This is a genomic window from Reichenbachiella sp. MSK19-1, assembly GCF_003590315.1.
In the GTDB taxonomy this organism is placed as follows: Bacteria; Bacteroidota; Bacteroidia; order Cytophagales; family Cyclobacteriaceae; genus Reichenbachiella; species Reichenbachiella agariperforans.
Genome location: NZ_MIER01000015.1, coordinates 1,025,374 through 1,043,786 on the forward strand (window position 1 = coordinate 1,025,374; position 18,413 = coordinate 1,043,786).

The window sequence follows — 18,413 nt, forward strand, 5'->3', positions numbered from 1 at the left end:
CTATTGTTTGATCACTTTAACGACCTGCTGATCTGTTGCTGTTTTGACTTGGAGGAAATACACGCCTCGGTCCATCTGCTTGGTATCGATCGCTAGGTGTCGAGACGTAGTAGCATCTGATATAATTAGCGTCTGCAACCTTCCTGTGGCATCCATCATTTTGACCTGCTGTATCGTAGTACTCGTGTCCAGTGTCAATAGGTCAGTTACAGGATTGGGATAGACCAAAACAGCATCTAAATCACTTTTAGCAGACAATACCTCTGCCTCTACCGCTACACTGATCGTAGCACTGGATGTACTCCCTATATCATCCGTAGCTACTGCCATTAGTTCATAGACCCCAGCAGCCATACCGAACAATTCTGGATCCAAATCAATACGCTCCCCCCAGATGAAAGGGGGATTGATTTCCTCTCTGTAAAACGTTCCGTCCAAGTATAAATCAACCCTAGCTATCGTACCATCGGTATCTGTAGCATTGATTTCTACTTGGACACTGCTACCCACTGGCAACACCGCGTCCGCTGCTGGTGTAACAAAACTCACTTCTGGTAGCGCATTGATGACAAGCATTTGCTCTACCACGGCCGTTAACCCGTCGCTATCGACAGCCTCTACTTTGAGTACATGCTTTCCTCCTTCGAGTTGGTCAAGTGCATCGATCTCCGACCAGACATAGGGTGCAGTCGTCAGGCTACTGACCATCTCCCCATCTAGGTATAGCGTCACTGACTCGACCGTACCATCTTCGTCGCTGGCGCTTGCCTCCACGACGACAGGTGCTCCTAACCCTATGATTTCATCCGAATCAGGCTTCACGATCTGCACCTCTGGGACGTATCCTACTGACACATCTATTGTTTCGGTAACTATATTTCCATCATCGTCCTCAGCCTCTACTTTGAGCTCCAGCGCTCCTGCATCCAGATCAAACAATGCTGGATCCAACGCTTCGTCTTCACCCCATACATAAGGTGCCGTATCGATGGTGCGCAATGCTACGCCGTTGACAAAAAGTCTAACCGCTGCAATGCTACCATCGGGATCTTCGGCAGTCACTGTCACCACCTGATCCGACCCGATATCTAGATGATCTCCGTATCCTAGAGAAACAAAATACACCTGAGGCAAGGTCGCTTGCTCCTCTAGCCTCAACTGTAACTGCGCATCAAATAACGAGGCGGGTTCTACTTGCTGTCCTTCGAGTTGGTTGAGACCTGTATCTGTCAGGTTCACATCCGTATTGGGCTGGAAACCTACGAAATAAGGATCCGCATAAGTATTGCCATTGCGCGAAAGACTCCAAAAATCATAACCGATGTTGCCCGAGGCATTGTGCTTGAAATTCCAAAAAGTTAAGCCTCTGGCGTGATGCGGATAACTCTCATGTGGTCCGCCATTCTTGTTGAATACACCTCCAGTGACATTGTCTACCAGCGTAGCATAAGGCTGCCCACTGTGACTATCAAAGGACTGATCCGTCTGCATTTGACATCTAAGATAGACCGTATTGACACCCGAGTAGCCCGTCCCAGGGCCATGGTGTTGACTTGCCTCGTCAACACAGTCTTTGACAAGTAATCCATACCCACGACGGGTTAGGAACGACGCGTGTCCCTTCTTGCCCGAAATCGTCACATTCTCTATCGTCACTCCGATGGACTGTCGTACATCGACGACTTGATTCCAACTTCTAAATTCGCAATTGCGCAACCATCCATTCTGCGTGTTATTGAATTGAATGGCGTTCCATGCATAGTCATGGATATCGTCTTTGTGATGCACAAACTCCTCTTCATAGTTTTCCCAATCGGAGACAAACAAAATACCTTCAATTCCTACTTCTTTGATCACGGGTAAGCTTCGTACCTGATAGTCCTCCTCCAGTGTGGGCAAGTCGATTTGTAAAGGGTTTTGAAAAGTCACTCGGTTGCCACTGATCGATGCGATGAGGTGTGGCTCTTGTAGCGTCATCCCACCTGTCACCCCAAACAAACGCGTCCAATCATCCGACAGCTCCAGCGGGTCAAAGTGCGCACGAGCAAACGCTTCACTCTTATGACTGAGATAAATCGCCATCCCAGGTTCTAAGGAACTAGCATCCGCCACGACCACACTCCTGTCCCCTCGGCTAGCTGGCGCATCTAGTACCGTCAAGAAAGTCGCTTGTATATCGCTGGGTTCGAAACGAAACTGCCAGTGACCATTTTTGACACGCATTTGATCCATAAAAATCTCTGTCCCTCCATCTCCACTACCACTTCCTTTGAGCACGATAGAGTCCCTCGTGATGCGCAAAAATTGATTGACATCATTGTCAGGACTCACGATGAATCTCCCAGACGGGAAATATACTACCGCTGGGCCGTCATGCAGCTGTGCGGCATCTATCGCGGCTTGTATGGATTCATCATCATAATCCTCATCAGTGCCATCAGCACCATAGTCTGTCACATCGAACTGCGTCCAAGCTGATACATCAGGTATTTCCTTTTCAGAAAAATGATACCCTGCATAGGAGTAGTCATACAACTCCGGCGTAATCCCCGCAGCCCGATCACTGAGGTAATTTTCCCATATCGGGGCGACTTGAGCCTGTACACTGAGGACACACCAAGTCGCTACACATAATAGTATTAGTCTTTTCATCTGCTATCTCTTTGTTCTCGAATGAATCTAGTGACTTATTCGGGAGGTTGAATAATGAATCGGTTTGGTCGGCACAGGTGGCTCTAGTATATCTAGAAGACTTAAGGATTAATATCCTTAAGGTCTATTTCTAAATAAGTCCCTTTGAAGTTCTGGTTGTAGACGCCCATCACCAGTTTCTTGCTCTTCGGATCAGGGATTACCTCTATCGCAGCTCGTCCATTGGCCATATTGATCACTTCGCTACCTGTAGGTGTCCCCTGATCTTTGACAAGTTCTCCTCCAGCCAAACATTGAAAGTAGGCTCTATCCTCATAGTCCAAACAACGCAACCCTTTCTTGTCTATAGCTCTGGCACTGACGAGATAGTGTCCATTGTCTAGACGCTCGGCTGCTAACACAATCTGATCAGGTGCGCCAGCCTGCTCGAAACTATAGCTGACTACCAAAGAATCGGCAGCAATCACTTTTCTACCCTTGTATCCTATCGCCTCGAAGACATTCTCCCCCTCCTGAAATTCCACATCCCAATTGAGCCCACAGGCTGGATACTGGCCCATGTCTCTTGTTTTCTTGCCGAGGCTCTTGCCATTCAATATCAACTCTACCGTCTCGTTGTTGCTGAATACAGATATATTTTTAGTTTTCCCTTCTGGACCAGATCGCTCAGTCCACGTGTGGGATTCGATGTAAACAAAAGGCTCATCTGACCAGTAGCTCTTGAATACATAATAGGCATCTTTGGGCTTTCCCGACCGGTCGGCGAGTCCCTTTTCGTTAAGATAGGGAATGTCATTTTCAGGCCTAAGTGGCGTCCCGAAATCCTTGAAAGCCCACTGTGCCGACCCTGCGAACTGGTCATAAGATTCAGAAATGGATAAATACCAATCAAATAAATCTACGATGTAGTTTTCGCTCCAGTCACCATCATTAGCAATATTGGGATACTCCACCTGATTGATGGGTTCTTCCCAATCTCCAGCACTGATCTCACCATCTCCAGTGATCGGATTTTCGCTATGTCGACCGACGAAACTTGACCCTCCATACTCCATGTGTAGGAAATGATCATATTTGGCCAGTGACTTTTCGAGCGCATTTTCATAGCCCTTGTATGTACCAGAGTACCAACCAGACCAAATCGACGGACTGAACACATCGACGATATCAGCACCTGCGTAATACTTGCGAATGGAAGTCTTTCTGCTAGGGTCAAGTTCATGCGATAGGTCATTGAGCTCGGATAGAAACGCATTGATCTCCTCCTCGTCATCTCCGTTTTCAAAATCTGGCAGCCAATAGATTTCATTGCCCAATGACCACAGAATCACACTTGGGTGATTGTAATTCTGATCGATCATTTCAGTGAGTAGATTCTTCGTATTGGTTTTCCACGTATCGTCTCCTACCCCTCCGCGACACCACGGCAATTCATCCCAGACTAGAATACCTAGCTCATCACAGGCTTTGTAGATTTCTGGATCTTGTGGATAGTGTGCCAAGCGAACGAAATTTGCCCCCATGCCTTTGATCATCTCCATATCCTGACGGTGCATTTCATTAGGAAGAGCTGCACCGATCCCAGCAGACTCCTCATGGCGATGCGTACCACGCAGCAAGAGCCGTTTACCATTGAGATAAAAAGGGCCATTTTGGGTAAATTCGAACCAGCGATAGCCGTAGCGGTCATCGACTGTATCGACCACTTTTCCATCCTTGATCAACTCTACTTGCACTTGGTACAGTTGCGGATTGTTCACGTCCCATAGTTTTGGTTTTCTGATCTCAAAATCAATAGACTGTGTCGCTTTGGCTGCTGTCTCTTGGTCATAGACCACTTTCCCTTTTGGATCAGTGACTCTCGTTCTGACTGTATAAGCAGTCGTTTCAGTTCCATCTAATGTGACATCTATCAGAGTAGATGCACTACTTTCGCTCACTGCTGGTGTGGAAACCTGCACAGAAGATACCCGTGTCTTGTGGGTCTTGACCAGCCAGACATCACGTGTGATGCCACCATAGATGAAGAAATCAGATTTCTGAGAAGGGATGATTTGGCGATCATAGCTGTTGTCTACTCGTACGCTCACGGTATTAACCCCTTCTACCAAATAAGTCGTCATCTCTGCCTCAAAGCCTATATATCCGCCGATATGAGTAGTTGCCAAGTTGCCATTGATGTATACCTCCGTAGTAATATTCGCTCCTTCGAAATAAAGGAAATACCTATCACCCTCAGACAAACGCTCTACCTCAAACGACTTTTTGTACCAGCTAGCATTTCGTCTGTATCCAGGAGCCTGATCCATCACGTCAGTAGCATTCCAAGTATGAGGGAGGTCGATCCGCTCCCATCCTGCCTGCTGATTCGCTTCTACCCATGTAGATACAGGCTGCTCCAGATAGTCCCAATCGGAATTAAACTTGCTTTTCTCTCTCTCCATTGCCCAGCCTCCGTATGCGATCAGTACGCCAAGCATAATTCCTAATATTCTCTTCATTTCATTGATTTTACTCCCGAAATACGCCTTTCAGGATAATTATTCATTAATCTCTCTCGGACAAACAACTACACTATACTACTGTCCCGAACGCATCGACCGATAGAGTGCCTCCAAAAAGTAATAATCTGCATAGGCGATCGGCTGATCTATCTCATCATCCTTTGGGTAGTTGCCCGTGCTATGACCTAGCAAAAATGGCACGGTCAAACCTGCAGGTAGTATATAAGCCTCCGAATCCAATGCATCCAAAATAGCCAATGCAAAAGGTGCATATCGCTCGTCCGTAGTGTTCTCGTCTAGCTCCAATAATGCAGAAGCAATGACCGCTGCTGCCGAAGCATCTCTCGGTGCATCTGGAATACTCGGATCTTTCATATCCCAGTAGAAAATTTTATCCTCTGGCAAATTGCCCAAGGTCATGAGGTAATCCGCGATTTGTTCCGCTTGCGCTAAGAATGCTGGATTTTGAGTATATCGATAAGCCATCACAAACCCATAGAGTCCCCAACCCTGACCTCTCGACCAGACCGACTCATCGTTCAAGCCTTGGTGGGTGATCTTCTGTACAGGTTGTCCTGTCTCTACATCATAGTCCACTACATGGTAGCTACTGTTGTCTGAGCGGAAATGATTCTCCATCGTCAGCGTCGCATGTGATACGGCGGCCTGATGATAGCTACTGTCTCCAGTCAGTCGTGTGGCTTGAAAAAGCAGCTCTAAGTTGAGCATGTTGTCAATGATCACAGGATACTGCCATCTATCTTGGCCAAAATCCCATGATTTGATACATCCAACCTTAGGATCAAAACGGGTCATCAGTGTCTTGGCACTTTGGATCAGTACTGCTTTGTAATGCTCGTTTTGGGTAATCTCATACGCCTTACCAATACTACTGTAGACCTTGAACCCCATATCATGGGTACGGCCATTCCATTGCTCCCTTTCCATGAAAGGAATCCACTGCTCTGCGCGATCGAGATATTTTTTCTCTCCCGTCAAATGATACAAATAAATCATCGAGCCAGGAAAAAAACCGCTCGTCCAATCCGAGGATCCTACACCTCTCACTTCTTTATTCTCCTCTAAACTCCTAGGAAACTTCGTAGAATCCACTTCATAGTTGAGTAGATAGTGAAACCGAGCACTTAAGCTCGGTTTCACTATTAAAGAATTTGTTGTCTCATCTTTTTCTTTGCTATCCTGCTGGGTATTTTCCTCACACCCTAGGGCAATCGCTAAAATCAGTACAAATAAAATTCTTGTTTTTATCATTAGTAATTATCGTTTTGATCCAAGTTCGGGTTTCTATCCACATCCGCTTGATATTTAGGAAATAAATAATCTTTTGCTGGATTAAAATTCTGTGGTTCTCGTCCAGTAGCACCAAATACCTCTGCTCCCAACTGCCTTCTCTGAATGTCATACCATCTACCTCCTTCGAATGCTAGCTCCAATCTACGCTCCTCCAATACTTCGTCTCGAAATGCGTCAACAGACATCCCTGTCGCTACATTGGCTGGTACAGCACTATCATTAGACACATCACCATCCAACTCTCTACGCGCTCTCATCCGTATGTCATTGATATAACCTTCCGCTTCAGCATTAGCTCCTGAATTCATCTCGTTCAACGCTTCGGCAGCTATCAACAGCACCTCAGCATAGCGCATCACAGGAAAATCTACGTCAGAATCTCTACCATTATTGCCAGACAAAGTACCTGCCTCACCAGATGCACGAAAATATTTTGCGATATGTGGTCTAGATACGTTTCGAGCAATATTCTCCCATGAGGTATAAGGAGTTGATACCCCTTGATAAATCAGTAAAGTATCAAAACTCACAGCACGACGGTAGTCCTGTGCATCCCAGTCCTCGAATACATTTAAAGCAGGCACAGCCACACTCCAGCCTTCTCCTGTCGAAAAGCGCTCATCACCTCTCGGTCCTGTGACAGAAGCCAAGTAGTCGGTGGCAGCATTGGCTCCCCCTAGAGAACCCGGGTTACCAGCAGCATCATTCCCTACAAAATTCACTTCGAACATCACTTCGTTAGATGCATTAGGCAATGACGGGTCATATAGTGCTGCATAATCTGCTTCCAGATTGTACATAAACTTGCCACTGTTGTCTATCACGTATTTAGCTTCATCATAAGCATCAGACCAATCGCCTCGCGTCAAATGCACAGAAGCCAAAAAACCCGCAGCAGTACCTTTGCCAGGTCTAGACCTCATCGTCGGGACATCAGGCAACCATTGTTTGGCATACTCTAGATCCTCTATGATTCCTTCATACACATCTGACTCAGCACTCTGAGGCAATGTATAGGCTAAATCAGCATCCGAAAAAGCAAAATCAATGTAAGGAATCTCTCCAAATAGACGAACAAAATTGTAATGAACATAGGCCCGCAAAAAGCGTCCTTCGGCTATCACTGGATTGATCTGATCCTCTGGCGCATCCAAGCCTTCTCCTCCTTCAATGGCGTAATTGACTGCTGCCAATATCTGGTACCCCATAGGCCAAAAGCTACCGACCATCCCACTGTTCGCACTCATAGCCATCTGATCCACCTCGATACGTGCAGAAGATGTAGTCATATCACCGATCGTGACCATATCCCCTCTCAGGATTAGTGAAAGAGATATTTTTCTCCCCATGAAGTTCTCATGTGCCAGCAGAGAGTATCCTCCACTAACGCCATTGGCTACATCCTGTGGTGTCTTATAAACCGCCTCAGGTGCCAATAACCCTACAGGCTCTTCGTCTAGTGTACCGCATGAATATGTACCTAATACGAGCATCGATAGACATGCTATCACTGTATATTTTATATTCTTCATTTTCTTCAATTTTAAAGTCCTAAGTTGATTCCAAAAGTGTATGCACGGACATTAGGATAACTCGCATAATCCAAGCCTATGTTTCGGTTGCCATCCGCTCCACTGCCTGAGTTTTGATAACCGACCTCTGGGTCTAGCCCTGGATAATCTGTCATCGTGAGCAGGTTCTGCCCACTGACATAGAGACGCAGCGACCTGATGAAAGTCTTGTCCAAAATGGTCTTTGGGAAAGTATACCCTAAAGTCACATTTTTCAACCGTACATAGCTGGCGTCATACACATACTTGTCAGACACCCTAAATGCTCTCGTAGAAGAGGCCTTTGGCACATCCGTATTAGGATCTGTAGGCGTCCATCTATCCAATGCTGATGATAGCACGTTACTCTTGCCTGACATGGTTTCTAACTCCATGTTCGTAAAGCTGAGCATGTCATTGCCATGTACGCCTTGGATGAAAATATTGAGATCGAAATTCTTGTAACCGAAACTGTTGTTAAATGACCACACAAAATCTGGGTGGGGATTGCCAATGATTTTTCTATCCTCTCCTGAAAGGAGTCCATCTGGCTCACCATCAGGCCCAGAGATATCGGCATAGCTCTCGCCTCCTGCCTCTTGCTCAAAACCAGACCCAGGAATGAACGCATCTCCTGTTTGATAAATCCCCTGATAATCATACCCATAGAATACGCCCACTGGCTGACCTTCTAAGAGCAGTTGTGATGAGCCATCTAACAAAAAGTGACCTGGCTCTTGCCCATAGAACTCTACCGAATCAGGCAACTCTAGCACCTCATTTCGGTTGGCAGAGATGATGAAATCTGAATTCCATGTAAACTCTCCTACCAAATTTTTGGTACTCAGCATAAACTCAAACCCTTTGTTACTCACCTTTCCGATGTTTTGTAGCTGTGTCCCTACACCTACATAAGATGGTAATTGTCTCTGAAACAGCAGGTCGCTCGTGATCTTCTCATAGTAGTCCATCACTACGTTGACACGCCCCTCGAATAGTCCTATATCCAACCCTACATCGACCTGGCTAGTCGTCTCCCACGTCAAGTCAGGGTTAGCAAGTGTACCTACCGCGAGGGCATTACCACCTGGTACGATGGAGTAAGTCGGCTCTAGACTGGCCAATGATTGGTAAGGGCCAATCGCTTGATTTCCAGTGAGTCCGTAGCTACCTCTCAGCTTCAGTTGTGTCAAGAAGTTCAGGTCATCCATAAAGCTCTCGCCTTTGATATCCCATGCAACTGCTCCTGATGGAAAAAATGCCCACTTGTTGTTCGCCGCAAAATTAGATGCGCCATCGTATCTACCCGTAAAAGTCAACACATACTTGTTTTGTAAAGAATAGTTAGCTCTCGAATAGAACGACTTGATAGTCGACTCTGTTAGACTAGAAGTAGGTGTATTAGGTACAGCTCCCTGATCCAATGACCAGAAACGACCTGCATCGGTAATAAAACCTTGGCTAGAAGCCTTCCATGCTTCTGATGTGTTTTTCTGAAAAGAATACCCAGTCACCCATGTCAAACGATGTGGACCGTATTCTTTGTCCACGGTAAAGTAGTTCTCACTAATGACCGAAGACTGTTTGCGTGACTCGATTCCACCGAGACCATCAGCTCCTTGACCCCTGATCAGCGTAGTTGGCCAGTACTCGCCATCTCTCCAGTTGGTAGAGCCTATTCCTAAGGTAGTTTTGAAACTCAACCAATCGGTGAATTTCAAATCCGCATAAACATTGCTCTGAAAACGATCCGTGACACGTTCTCTGTCATACTGAGTAGCCATCGCTACGGGATTGTCTAGTTGATCCCCTATGGTGGATCGCGTGTACATACCATTGGCATCATAGATCCCTAAATCGGGGTTAAACCTAAAGGCAGTACTCGTCACGCCTGCTTGTCCAGCTCCACCAGACCCCTCTTGGGTACGTACACCGACATTCGTACCTCGGCGACCATACATGCTCATGCCTAGCTTAAGAAATTTGGTTGCTTCTACGTTTACGTTTCCGTTAAGTGAATATCGCTTGTACTCCGATCCGACAACTACTCCCTGCTGATCAAAGTAGGTACCTGACAAGTAATAGGTCACATTCTCTGCTCCTCCACTCACTGAGAGCTGATTGTTCGAGATGATACCTGTTTGGTAAATTTCGTCCTGCCAGTTGGTATCCGATCCGAGATTAGTATAAGGAGCGAACTCGTTCATATAATCCGTAAACTCCGCCGCATTGAGCAGATCCAGCTGTTTGGTTGGAGACTGGGTACTATATGATGAATTAAAATCGATTTTTATTTTCCCTTTAGATCCCTTTTTGGTCGTCACCATGATGACACCATTGGCTCCTCTAGAACCATAGATCGCGGTAGCCGAAGCATCTTTGAGCACTTCGATAGAAGCGATATCTTCTGGTGGAGGCATCTCTGCTCCCACAAATCCATCTACAACCGTAATCGGATCACTACTGGCGTTGATAGAAGTTCCACCTCTGATTTTGACATTGAAGCTCGCGCCCGGCTGACCACCATTGTTAGAGTTGATCTGTACACCAGCAGCTCGCCCCTGTAGCGTCTGCGTAGCTGAGAGTGCTGGGAACGCTGCAATATCTGCGGACTTCACCGAGGAGACTGATCCTGACAGGTCACTCTTTTTGACTGTACCATATCCTACCACGACGACTTCCTCTAGTGAGGTGTAGTCTTCTTCTAATTGGACATCTATCTGTGATTGGTTATTGACTGGTACTTTGACTGTTTTGTATCCCACAAAGGATATCACCAATACCGCATCAGGTGATGCTTCTATTGTAAATGCACCATCAAAATCCGTAACTGTACCTATACTCGTCCCCTCTATCAAAACGGCTGCTCCTGGTATCCCAGATTCATCGTTAAATGAGGTCACGACACCTTGTACTTTGTTACTCTGAGCTTGTGCGGCTGATGAGGCCGCTGCTATCACTAGGATAGCGATCACAAGCTTAAAGCGTTTTAGTAAATCTTCTTTCATAAGATTGTTTTTTGTTAAATGAAATAAATTATGATGAGGGACATCATGACGATGAAAACACCTAATATCCACTCTTGCCAATGCTTTTTTAGATTCATGCTTTCTAAAAATTTACATGACAATTCTACTTTCGTTTAACAAACCAAAAGTACAGAACAGGTACACTATTGTACATTTATATCCACTCAGGGGATTTATTTGATGATTTTAAGTCTTAGACTCAGGTGGAGTGTTGAATTTATCAGCATACTGACTCGGGGTGCTACCGTGGTATTTTTGAAAGCACTTGCTAAAGTATTTGGGGTTCTTGAACCCGACCTTGAAACTGATCTGACTTACTGTGATCTTCCCTTGCTCTAGCAGGTTCGCTGCACGCTTCATCCGCATCGAATGGATGAATTCATTGGGGGTTAGATTCGTCCATGCCTTGACTTTCGTAAACAACATCGTGCGGCTCACTCCGAGCTCCGTACAGAACAGCGAGACATCAAAAAACTGGTTGTCGATGTTTTGATCCACGATCTCAATGGCACGCTGTAGCATCTCTTCGTCTACAGATGATATCGTCAGTTCGCTCGGAGCGATCTCGGCATTGGACTGAAATCGGTCTTTCAGGTTATCTACGAAACGCAGTAGGTTTCTAACCTTGAGCTGCAGTTCTTTGGTATTGAAAGGCTTATTGATATATTCATCTGCACCAGACTCTAACCCTTCGTATTTGAAAATCAACGAAGTACGTGCCGTCAGCAAGATGAACGGTGTATGACTCGTCTTCAAGTTGGCTTTGACCTGCGTACAAAATTCAATGCCATCCATCTCTGGCATCATCACGTCACTAATAATCAGATCTGGCACCTCACGAATCGCTACACGCAACCCCAGCTTACCATTCTCTGCCTCTAGGATATTATACTCTGCCGACAGTATATCAATGATAAATCGACGAACATCAGAGTTGTCCTCTACGACCAATACAGTTTTAGCGTCTGCATTTTTAGGCTGTATGACAGCATTTTGAATAACCTCAGACCAATCTGTGACTACTTCTGGCTGGTAATTCTCCAGCGCATCGCTTCCCTTGAAGTTACTAATCACCTGATTAGGCAACAAATGATCACTGCCTAGCGGTAGCCAAACACTAAAGGTACTACCCTGCCCTACCTGACTCGTGACCGTTACTTTGCCCTGATGCAGATCGACGATACTCTTAGTCAAAGCGAGACCTATCCCAGTACCACGCTGAGATTCGCTCTGAGCCGTATCCATCGGAAACTGAAAGAACCGGTCGAAAATTTTGTCCTGTGTCTCAGCAGGTATTCCCTGCCCTGTATCGATCACCCGGATCTCCACTTCCGTTCCCCGACGATGAACCTCTACTCGAATTGTTCCATTCTCTTGGGTATATTTAAAGGCATTGGAGAGTAGGTTGTACATGACCCGTTCCAACTTGTCCCGATCAAAAAACACCAATACCTCCTCCTCCTCGGATAGAAAGTCATAGGTATACTTTCCGTTTCGCGCATAAGTCTTAAAGGATAGATAAATCTCACGAACGAACTTTACCAAATTACCTTCCGCTGTTTCGAGCGGTGCTTGCTTATTTTCCATCTTGCGAAAATCCATCAGCTGATTGATGAGTTTGAGCAGTTGGCCCGCATTGTGTTGCATGATTTTCATCTGCTTATAGATTGCACTACTCCCTTGATAATCACGAAGGATCTGTTCTAAGGGACCGAGTATCAGCGTCAGCGGTGTTCTAAACTCATGAGATATATTGGTAAAAAATTGCAACTTGGACGTAGTGAGCTCTTGCTCCTTTTTGTGCAACTCTAGCTCCAGATCCAGCTCATATTGTAGCTGGGTACGTGACCGTATACTTCTAAACAGTACTAGCAAGGCCACAGCAATCGCAAATCCATAAATCACAAATGCCCATACCGACCTCCACGGCGCTGGATGAACCTTAATTTGGAGTTCAGTCCATTGGTCGGACCACAAACCGTCATTGTTAGCTCCTCGAATCTGAAACAGGTAATCTCCAGGGTTCTGGATCGCATAACTCACCGAAGGAATCATCGATTGTCTCCACTCGCTTTCCAAACCCTTCAACCGGTACTGAAACTGATTTTTTTTAGAGTTGACATAGCTGGGTAGCGCAAAATCAATGGAAAAATTAGACTGATCATAATCTAACGCTATCGCCTCCGTCAGTGCCAGTGTCTGCGCCAGTATATTAGTCGAATCATTCGGGATTATCTGAGAGTTGTTGACCGTCAACTGGCTGAGGACTACCTGTGTAGTGAATGGGTTAGATTTCAACTGTGAGGGATCAAACCAAGTAACCCCTCTGGGAGACCCAAAAAACATAAGCCCCTCTTCGCTCGCCAGCGATGATTTGTTATTGTACTCGTTGGAGTTCAACCCGTCCGATTCGGTAAACAATTTAATTTCCTCAGTATTAGGGTCGAAACGTGCGATTCCGTTGTTAGAGCTCACCCAAAAATACCCCTTAGCGTCCTCCTCTATTGCATGAATGATCTGGCTAGAGTTAGGTACCTCCCCAAAAATATCGACAAATTGAAACGCTCCATCCACCATACGATACAGTCCCTGTTCTTTGGTGGCCGTCCAGATCGTCCCATCTCGTGATTGCTCGATAAACAAAACGTCCTGTCCGTTCTCTAGTGCTTCATCGTAGAAGTAATGCTGAAAAGATTCGTAAGGATTCTCTGCGTCCACAGTAGACAAATTGAGTCCATTTTGAGTGGCTATCCAGAGGTTGCCTGCTCGGTCTACCATCAGTGACCGCACCTGATTGTCAGACAAACCCATCGCTCGATCTTCCTGCTGCTGTATCCATCGAAGGTCACCAGACACTGGGTCATAGAGGTTTAAACCTCCTCCAAAAGTACCGATCACCCAATGCCCCACCTGATCCTGTACCACATCATAGACGCTATTGTGACTCAATCCCTCTTTGGTAGACAGTCTCAAAACTTGCTTCTTGTTTCGAAGATCCCACAATACAATCCCTGCATCAAAAGTACAAATCCAGATTCGTTCTCCTTTGGTTTCCCAGTTGAGGTATTTCACATTACTACTAGGTATAGCACCATCGCTACTGCTCACATAGTCAAATGTCCCACGCCTTCTATTGTATATATTTAGTCCTCCTCCTTCGGTACCTAGATAGTAGGTTTCATCATCTTGCAGGACTGCACTGACGACATTGTTGCTCAGACCTCCTCCATCCGGTTCCTGACTCAGGTTATTAAAATTAAAATTAACCTCATGCCACATATTGAGTCCACCAAAATAAGTGCCTACCCATATCGCTCCATTGTCACTGCAGTAGACCTTTTTGATTTTATTTTCAGACAGCCCGTCCTGATCCCGAGGGTCAACAAGGCTAGCGATCATCTCTCCATTTGGCATCAATCTATTTAATCCCGTATAGGTACCTATCCAGAGCGAACCATCCAGACCGTACTCAAGCGAACGGATATTGTCATGCACCATAGCGGGCGTAGTATTCGTATCATAGTGTGCTACCGTCTGACCATCTGGGTCGACCAGAAACAACCCCCAATCCCGCGTACCAACCCACATATTGCCTTTAGGGTCTTCCAAAACTTCTTGTACAAAACTGGTCTGTAAATCTGCTGAGTCTCCAAGTGGAACATCCTCAAAGATGAGCAATGTAGCTTCGGGGTTTCTCGTCACACACAGACCATTAGAGGTCGCGATCCATACCGCTCCACGGCTATCTTGATAGATATCTAAGATGTAATCACCAGCCAAACTATTCGACCTATTGGTATCATGACGGATGGTTCTGATCTCATGGGTTTTAGGATTGATGATATTGAGACCTTCTTGTGTGCCTACCCATATTTGATCTTCGGAGACGACCTCCAGCGTACGTATGGTGTGATTGGATAAGACGTTTTCGCCCGCATCGCTGGCAAGATAGCGTTCGAATCGCTCACTACGCTGGATGTAATGATTCAGACCATTATAAGTACCGATCCAAAGATCTCCTTTTGCATCGACTTTGATCTCTAATATGTCGTTGTTGGATAAACTGGTAGAATCTGTGGGGTTGGTTCTGAAGACTTGAAAACTCCGCCCATCGTAGCGGTTTAGTCCATCACGGGTTCCAAACCACATCATCCCAAAATCATCCTGAGCGATCGCGATCACGGCACTTTGAGACAGTCCCTCCGCAGAATGAAAATGCTTAAAGGCGAGTTTACCTTCATCAGCCACACTCCACCAAGTGTACAACATCAGTACACACACCGCTATGCATTGCTTCATTCCTCTCACGCCTGCTTACTTCTAATTTTGTCTCTCAGAATAAAAAATGGCGACTACTTCACGGGAAAGCAGTCGCCATTCCAAGCCTAAATTTGGCTAAGTTGTAGCATAAAATCGTACAAATAAAGGGGTAAATTCGTACAAACCCTTCTAAGAGAACACTAGAGGTATATTACTCTATGACTACTGCAGCGCTAAAAACCAATGCTTGCTGTGCCACTGTCTCTCCAAAACCTTCGGCAGTCGAAAACTGAGCATCAGTAGGTTCCCAGCCCGCTACAAAGTAGTACTTCGGTGTCTCATTGCTCTTGAACGCTACATAATACGTCTCGATAACACCGTCCCCTTCGTTAGCAGTCTCTCCAGCATCTACGAACGAATCACTAGTGACCACCACTGCCATCCCTAGGTTATCCTTGTTCTCAGACTGCTGGTCAAACGTATAGATATACCGACTCTGAGGAGTCTCTCCCGTGTACATTTTATCAGCATATTTGTTAACAATTCCAGTCACCCAGGTGACATCCTTTTGGTCACAGATCAACTCTTCTTGGTAGCCATACTGACCAGCCCAGATCGTGATACGCTCGGTAACTGATAGATCGCCTACAGGTGTATTCCAACCCTGATGCCTTACCTCAAAAATCGTACGAACAGGCCCTTCTACAATCGTAGCATACTCTCCTGCTTCTGTATCTCCTAACTTCACCAGCGAATCCTCATACATCATCGCCACAGCACCAGCCCCGAGACTGTTCCCAACCTTGAGCACGTCCATACCCCAGTCATCTTGCTTGTGATAGTTCTGACCTTTGACCCCTGCTAAGTGAAGCGTCATTTTATCGGTCGTCTTACCGTAGATATCCTTTCCGTTTCGAGAGTCAAAATAGAGTCTAAAACCTACTTTGTCGTTTTCCCAAGCAGGGCCTTCCATCTGATACATCATCGGATACTGCATCGCAATATTGTCAGCATGTCTGACTTCCTGATCTTTCTCTACAAAAGCATCTGACCGGTCATAATCCACGCCAAGATACACGCTGGTACGTTGTGTAAATGTCGGATAGACACTCGTCTTGCTCAGATCGAGCACCTTGTCTGTACTGGCTGTCAAAGCCACCAAAATGGCAATTTGATCCCAGTTACCGTCACCATCTAGATCATCCAACTGCTGTGGCACGACAGATCCTTGATCCTTGAGTAACGGAAATGTGCCCGCTTCTAAAACACCTAATTTCTGCTCGATCACTACTCTCTCAATCACGACAGGCATCTCAGCGATATCCTGTGACAATTGGTTTTTAAGTATCACAGTCACTGCTGGGGGCTGACATGCTGCCAGTCCCAGTAGTGATAGTGCTATTATTCCTAACTGCTTCATTAGTCTTCGTTGCTAGGTTTTCCAATAGTCGCGAGAATACCTCCATCGACATAAATCACTTGGCCATTAACGAAATCACTGGCCTTTGAACTCAAGAAGACCGCTGCACCTTCCAAGTCAGACGGGTCTCCCCATTTGCCGGCAGGCGTACGTCCCACGATGAAGTCATTGAACGGATGTCCATCGACTCGAATCGGAGCAGTTTGGCTCGTCGCAAAATACCCAGGGCCGATTCCGTTGGTCTGGATGTTGTGCTTTGCCCACTCTGTCGCCATATTTTGCGTCAGCATTTTCAATCCACCTTTGGCTGCTGCATAGGCTCCTACGGTGCTACGACCAAGCTCACTCATCATGGAGCAGATGTTGATGATTTTACCGCTCTTGCGTGCAATCATACCTTTTACCACATGCTTTGATACGATGAACGGACTCACTAGGTCTACCTTGATCACCTGCTCAAACTCCGCTACTTCCATCTCTTCGAGCGGTACACGCTTGATGATCCCAGCGTTGTTGACCAAGATATCGATATCACCTACTTCCGATTGGATTTTAGCGACAGCTGCTTTGACTGCCTCTTCGTCCGTCACGTCAAACTTATAGCCGCTGACCTTGATGCCTTCTTTTTCGTATTCTTTGATGGCATTGTCGATCTTCTCTTGCGACGAATTTCCGTTGATCACTACGGTAGCTCCTGCTTTGCCGAGTCCCATCGCCATGGCCATCCCTAGGCCATGTGTAGCACCCGTCACGAGCGCTACTTTTCCTTTTAAATTAAATAAATCCATGCTTTTTATCTTAATTCGTTGATTGGACAAACATCCATGTCTGTATAGTCTAGATTCTCACCAGCCATACCCCAGATGAACGTATAGTTAGACGTACCTGCACCTGAGTGGATTGACCAAGGGGGAGAGATCACCGCTTGCTCATTTTGCATCCAGATGTGTCTCGTCTCATCAGTCTGTCCCATGAAGTGACACACAGACTGCTCAGGAGGCACTTCGATGTACATATAAACCTCCATACGGCGATCATGTACATGCGATGGAAGGGTGTTCCATACACTACCTGTCTTGAGCTCGGTCATCCCCATCTGTAGTTGGCATGTATCTACCACACCGCCTATGAGCATTTGGTTTACTGTTCTAGCATTGGCGGTTTCGAGCGTTCCTAGCTCTAGCTTTTTCGCCTCTGCTTTAGTGACTTTCTTGTTAGGGAATGAATGGTGCGCTGGTGCTGAGTTCAAGTAGAACTTCGCTGGAGCAGACGCGTCTTTGCTTTCGAAGATCACTTCTTTGGCTCCCATACCTACGTATAGTGCATCCTTGTAGGTCAATTCGAAGGCTTCTCCATCTACGTATACCGTACCGTCCCCTCCGACATTGATCACACCGAGCTCTCTCCTTGCTAGGAAAGTCTCCGACTTCAACGGATCGATGGTTTCCAAGGTCAATTTCTTAGAAGCAGGCACTGCAGATCCAGCAATGTATCGGTCATAGTGTGTATAGACCAAGACGACCTCATCCGGCTTCATTAGATTGTCAATCAAGAACTCATTTCTTAGTTCTTTGGTGTCCAATTTTTTTACCGCATCTGGACTCGATGCATATCTTACTTCGTACGAAACACTCATGAGCTATTTCTTTTTTGATTTATAAATTCCTTTGGCTTCAAAGGTAAA

At 46.0% G+C, this 18,413-nt stretch carries 9 protein-coding genes; all 9 read right to left on the reverse strand.

Annotation, left to right across the window (positions count from 1 at the left end; translation table 11 throughout):
• The 9 genes from BGP76_RS12155 to kduI all read right to left on the reverse strand — a co-directional run bounded on the left by BGP76_RS12155 (nucleotide 1) and on the right by kduI (nucleotide 18,365).
• Nucleotides 1-2,652, reverse strand: coding sequence for a DUF4955 domain-containing protein (locus BGP76_RS12155; protein WP_119844858.1), 2,652 nt, complete (start codon nucleotides 2,650-2,652; stop codon nucleotides 1-3).
• Nucleotides 2,653-2,753: 101 nt separating this feature from the next.
• The gene (locus BGP76_RS12160; RefSeq protein WP_119844859.1) at nucleotides 2,754-5,153 is read right to left on the reverse strand and encodes a glycoside hydrolase family 2 TIM barrel-domain containing protein; all 2,400 of its coding nucleotides are present in this window, start codon (nucleotides 5,151-5,153) and stop codon (nucleotides 2,754-2,756) included.
• Nucleotides 5,154-5,231: 78 nt separating this feature from the next.
• Nucleotides 5,232-6,428, reverse strand: coding sequence for a glycoside hydrolase family 88 protein (locus BGP76_RS12165; RefSeq protein ID WP_119844860.1), 1,197 nt, complete (start codon nucleotides 6,426-6,428; stop codon nucleotides 5,232-5,234).
• Nucleotides 6,428-8,002 (reverse strand): RagB/SusD family nutrient uptake outer membrane protein, encoded by a 1,575-nt coding sequence (locus BGP76_RS12170; RefSeq protein WP_255416125.1) that lies wholly within the window; start codon nucleotides 8,000-8,002, stop codon nucleotides 6,428-6,430. The genes BGP76_RS12165 and BGP76_RS12170 overlap by 1 nt, the downstream gene beginning before the upstream one ends.
• 11 nt (nucleotides 8,003-8,013) lie before the next feature.
• The gene (locus BGP76_RS12175) at nucleotides 8,014-11,028 is read right to left on the reverse strand and encodes a TonB-dependent receptor (protein ID WP_073122335.1); all 3,015 of its coding nucleotides are present in this window, start codon (nucleotides 11,026-11,028) and stop codon (nucleotides 8,014-8,016) included.
• 207 nt (nucleotides 11,029-11,235) lie between these two features.
• Nucleotides 11,236-15,348 carry a two-component regulator propeller domain-containing protein gene (locus BGP76_RS12180; RefSeq protein WP_119844861.1) on the reverse strand — a complete coding sequence of 1,371 codons (4,113 nt, stop codon included), beginning with the start codon at nucleotides 15,346-15,348 and terminating at the stop codon, nucleotides 11,236-11,238.
• A 172-nt stretch (nucleotides 15,349-15,520) separates the two neighbouring features.
• Nucleotides 15,521-16,729, reverse strand: coding sequence for a DUF4861 family protein (locus BGP76_RS12185; RefSeq protein ID WP_119844862.1), 1,209 nt, complete (start codon nucleotides 16,727-16,729; stop codon nucleotides 15,521-15,523).
• Nucleotides 16,729-17,517: a gluconate 5-dehydrogenase gene (locus BGP76_RS12190; protein ID WP_073122343.1), complete on the reverse strand. Its 789-nt coding sequence runs from the start codon at nucleotides 17,515-17,517 to the stop codon at nucleotides 16,729-16,731. Before BGP76_RS12190 ends, BGP76_RS12185 begins: the two co-directional genes overlap by 1 nt.
• 5 nt (nucleotides 17,518-17,522) lie before the next feature.
• Nucleotides 17,523-18,365: a 5-dehydro-4-deoxy-D-glucuronate isomerase gene (kduI, locus tag BGP76_RS12195; RefSeq protein WP_073122345.1), complete on the reverse strand. Its 843-nt coding sequence runs from the start codon at nucleotides 18,363-18,365 to the stop codon at nucleotides 17,523-17,525.
• Nucleotides 18,366-18,413 lie beyond the last annotated feature (48 nt).

Coding starts and splice junctions, on each gene's coding strand:
- BGP76_RS12155 (WP_119844858.1), bottom strand. CDS start 2,652: ATGAAAAGACTAATACTATTATGTGTAGCGACTTGGTGTGTCCTCAGT.
- BGP76_RS12160 (WP_119844859.1), bottom strand. CDS start 5,153: ATGAAGAGAATATTAGGAATTATGCTTGGCGTACTGATCGCATACGGA.
- BGP76_RS12165 (WP_119844860.1), bottom strand. CDS start 6,428: ATGATAAAAACAAGAATTTTATTTGTACTGATTTTAGCGATTGCCCTA.
- BGP76_RS12170 (WP_255416125.1), bottom strand. CDS start 8,002: ATGAAGAATATAAAATATACAGTGATAGCATGTCTATCGATGCTCGTA.
- BGP76_RS12175 (WP_073122335.1), bottom strand. CDS start 11,028: ATGAAAGAAGATTTACTAAAACGCTTTAAGCTTGTGATCGCTATCCTA.
- BGP76_RS12180 (WP_119844861.1), bottom strand. CDS start 15,348: ATGAAGCAATGCATAGCGGTGTGTGTACTGATGTTGTACACTTGGTGG.
- BGP76_RS12185 (WP_119844862.1), bottom strand. CDS start 16,729: ATGAAGCAGTTAGGAATAATAGCACTATCACTACTGGGACTGGCAGCA.
- BGP76_RS12190 (WP_073122343.1), bottom strand. CDS start 17,517: ATGGATTTATTTAATTTAAAAGGAAAAGTAGCGCTCGTGACGGGTGCT.
- kduI (WP_073122345.1), bottom strand. CDS start 18,365: ATGAGTGTTTCGTACGAAGTAAGATATGCATCGAGTCCAGATGCGGTA.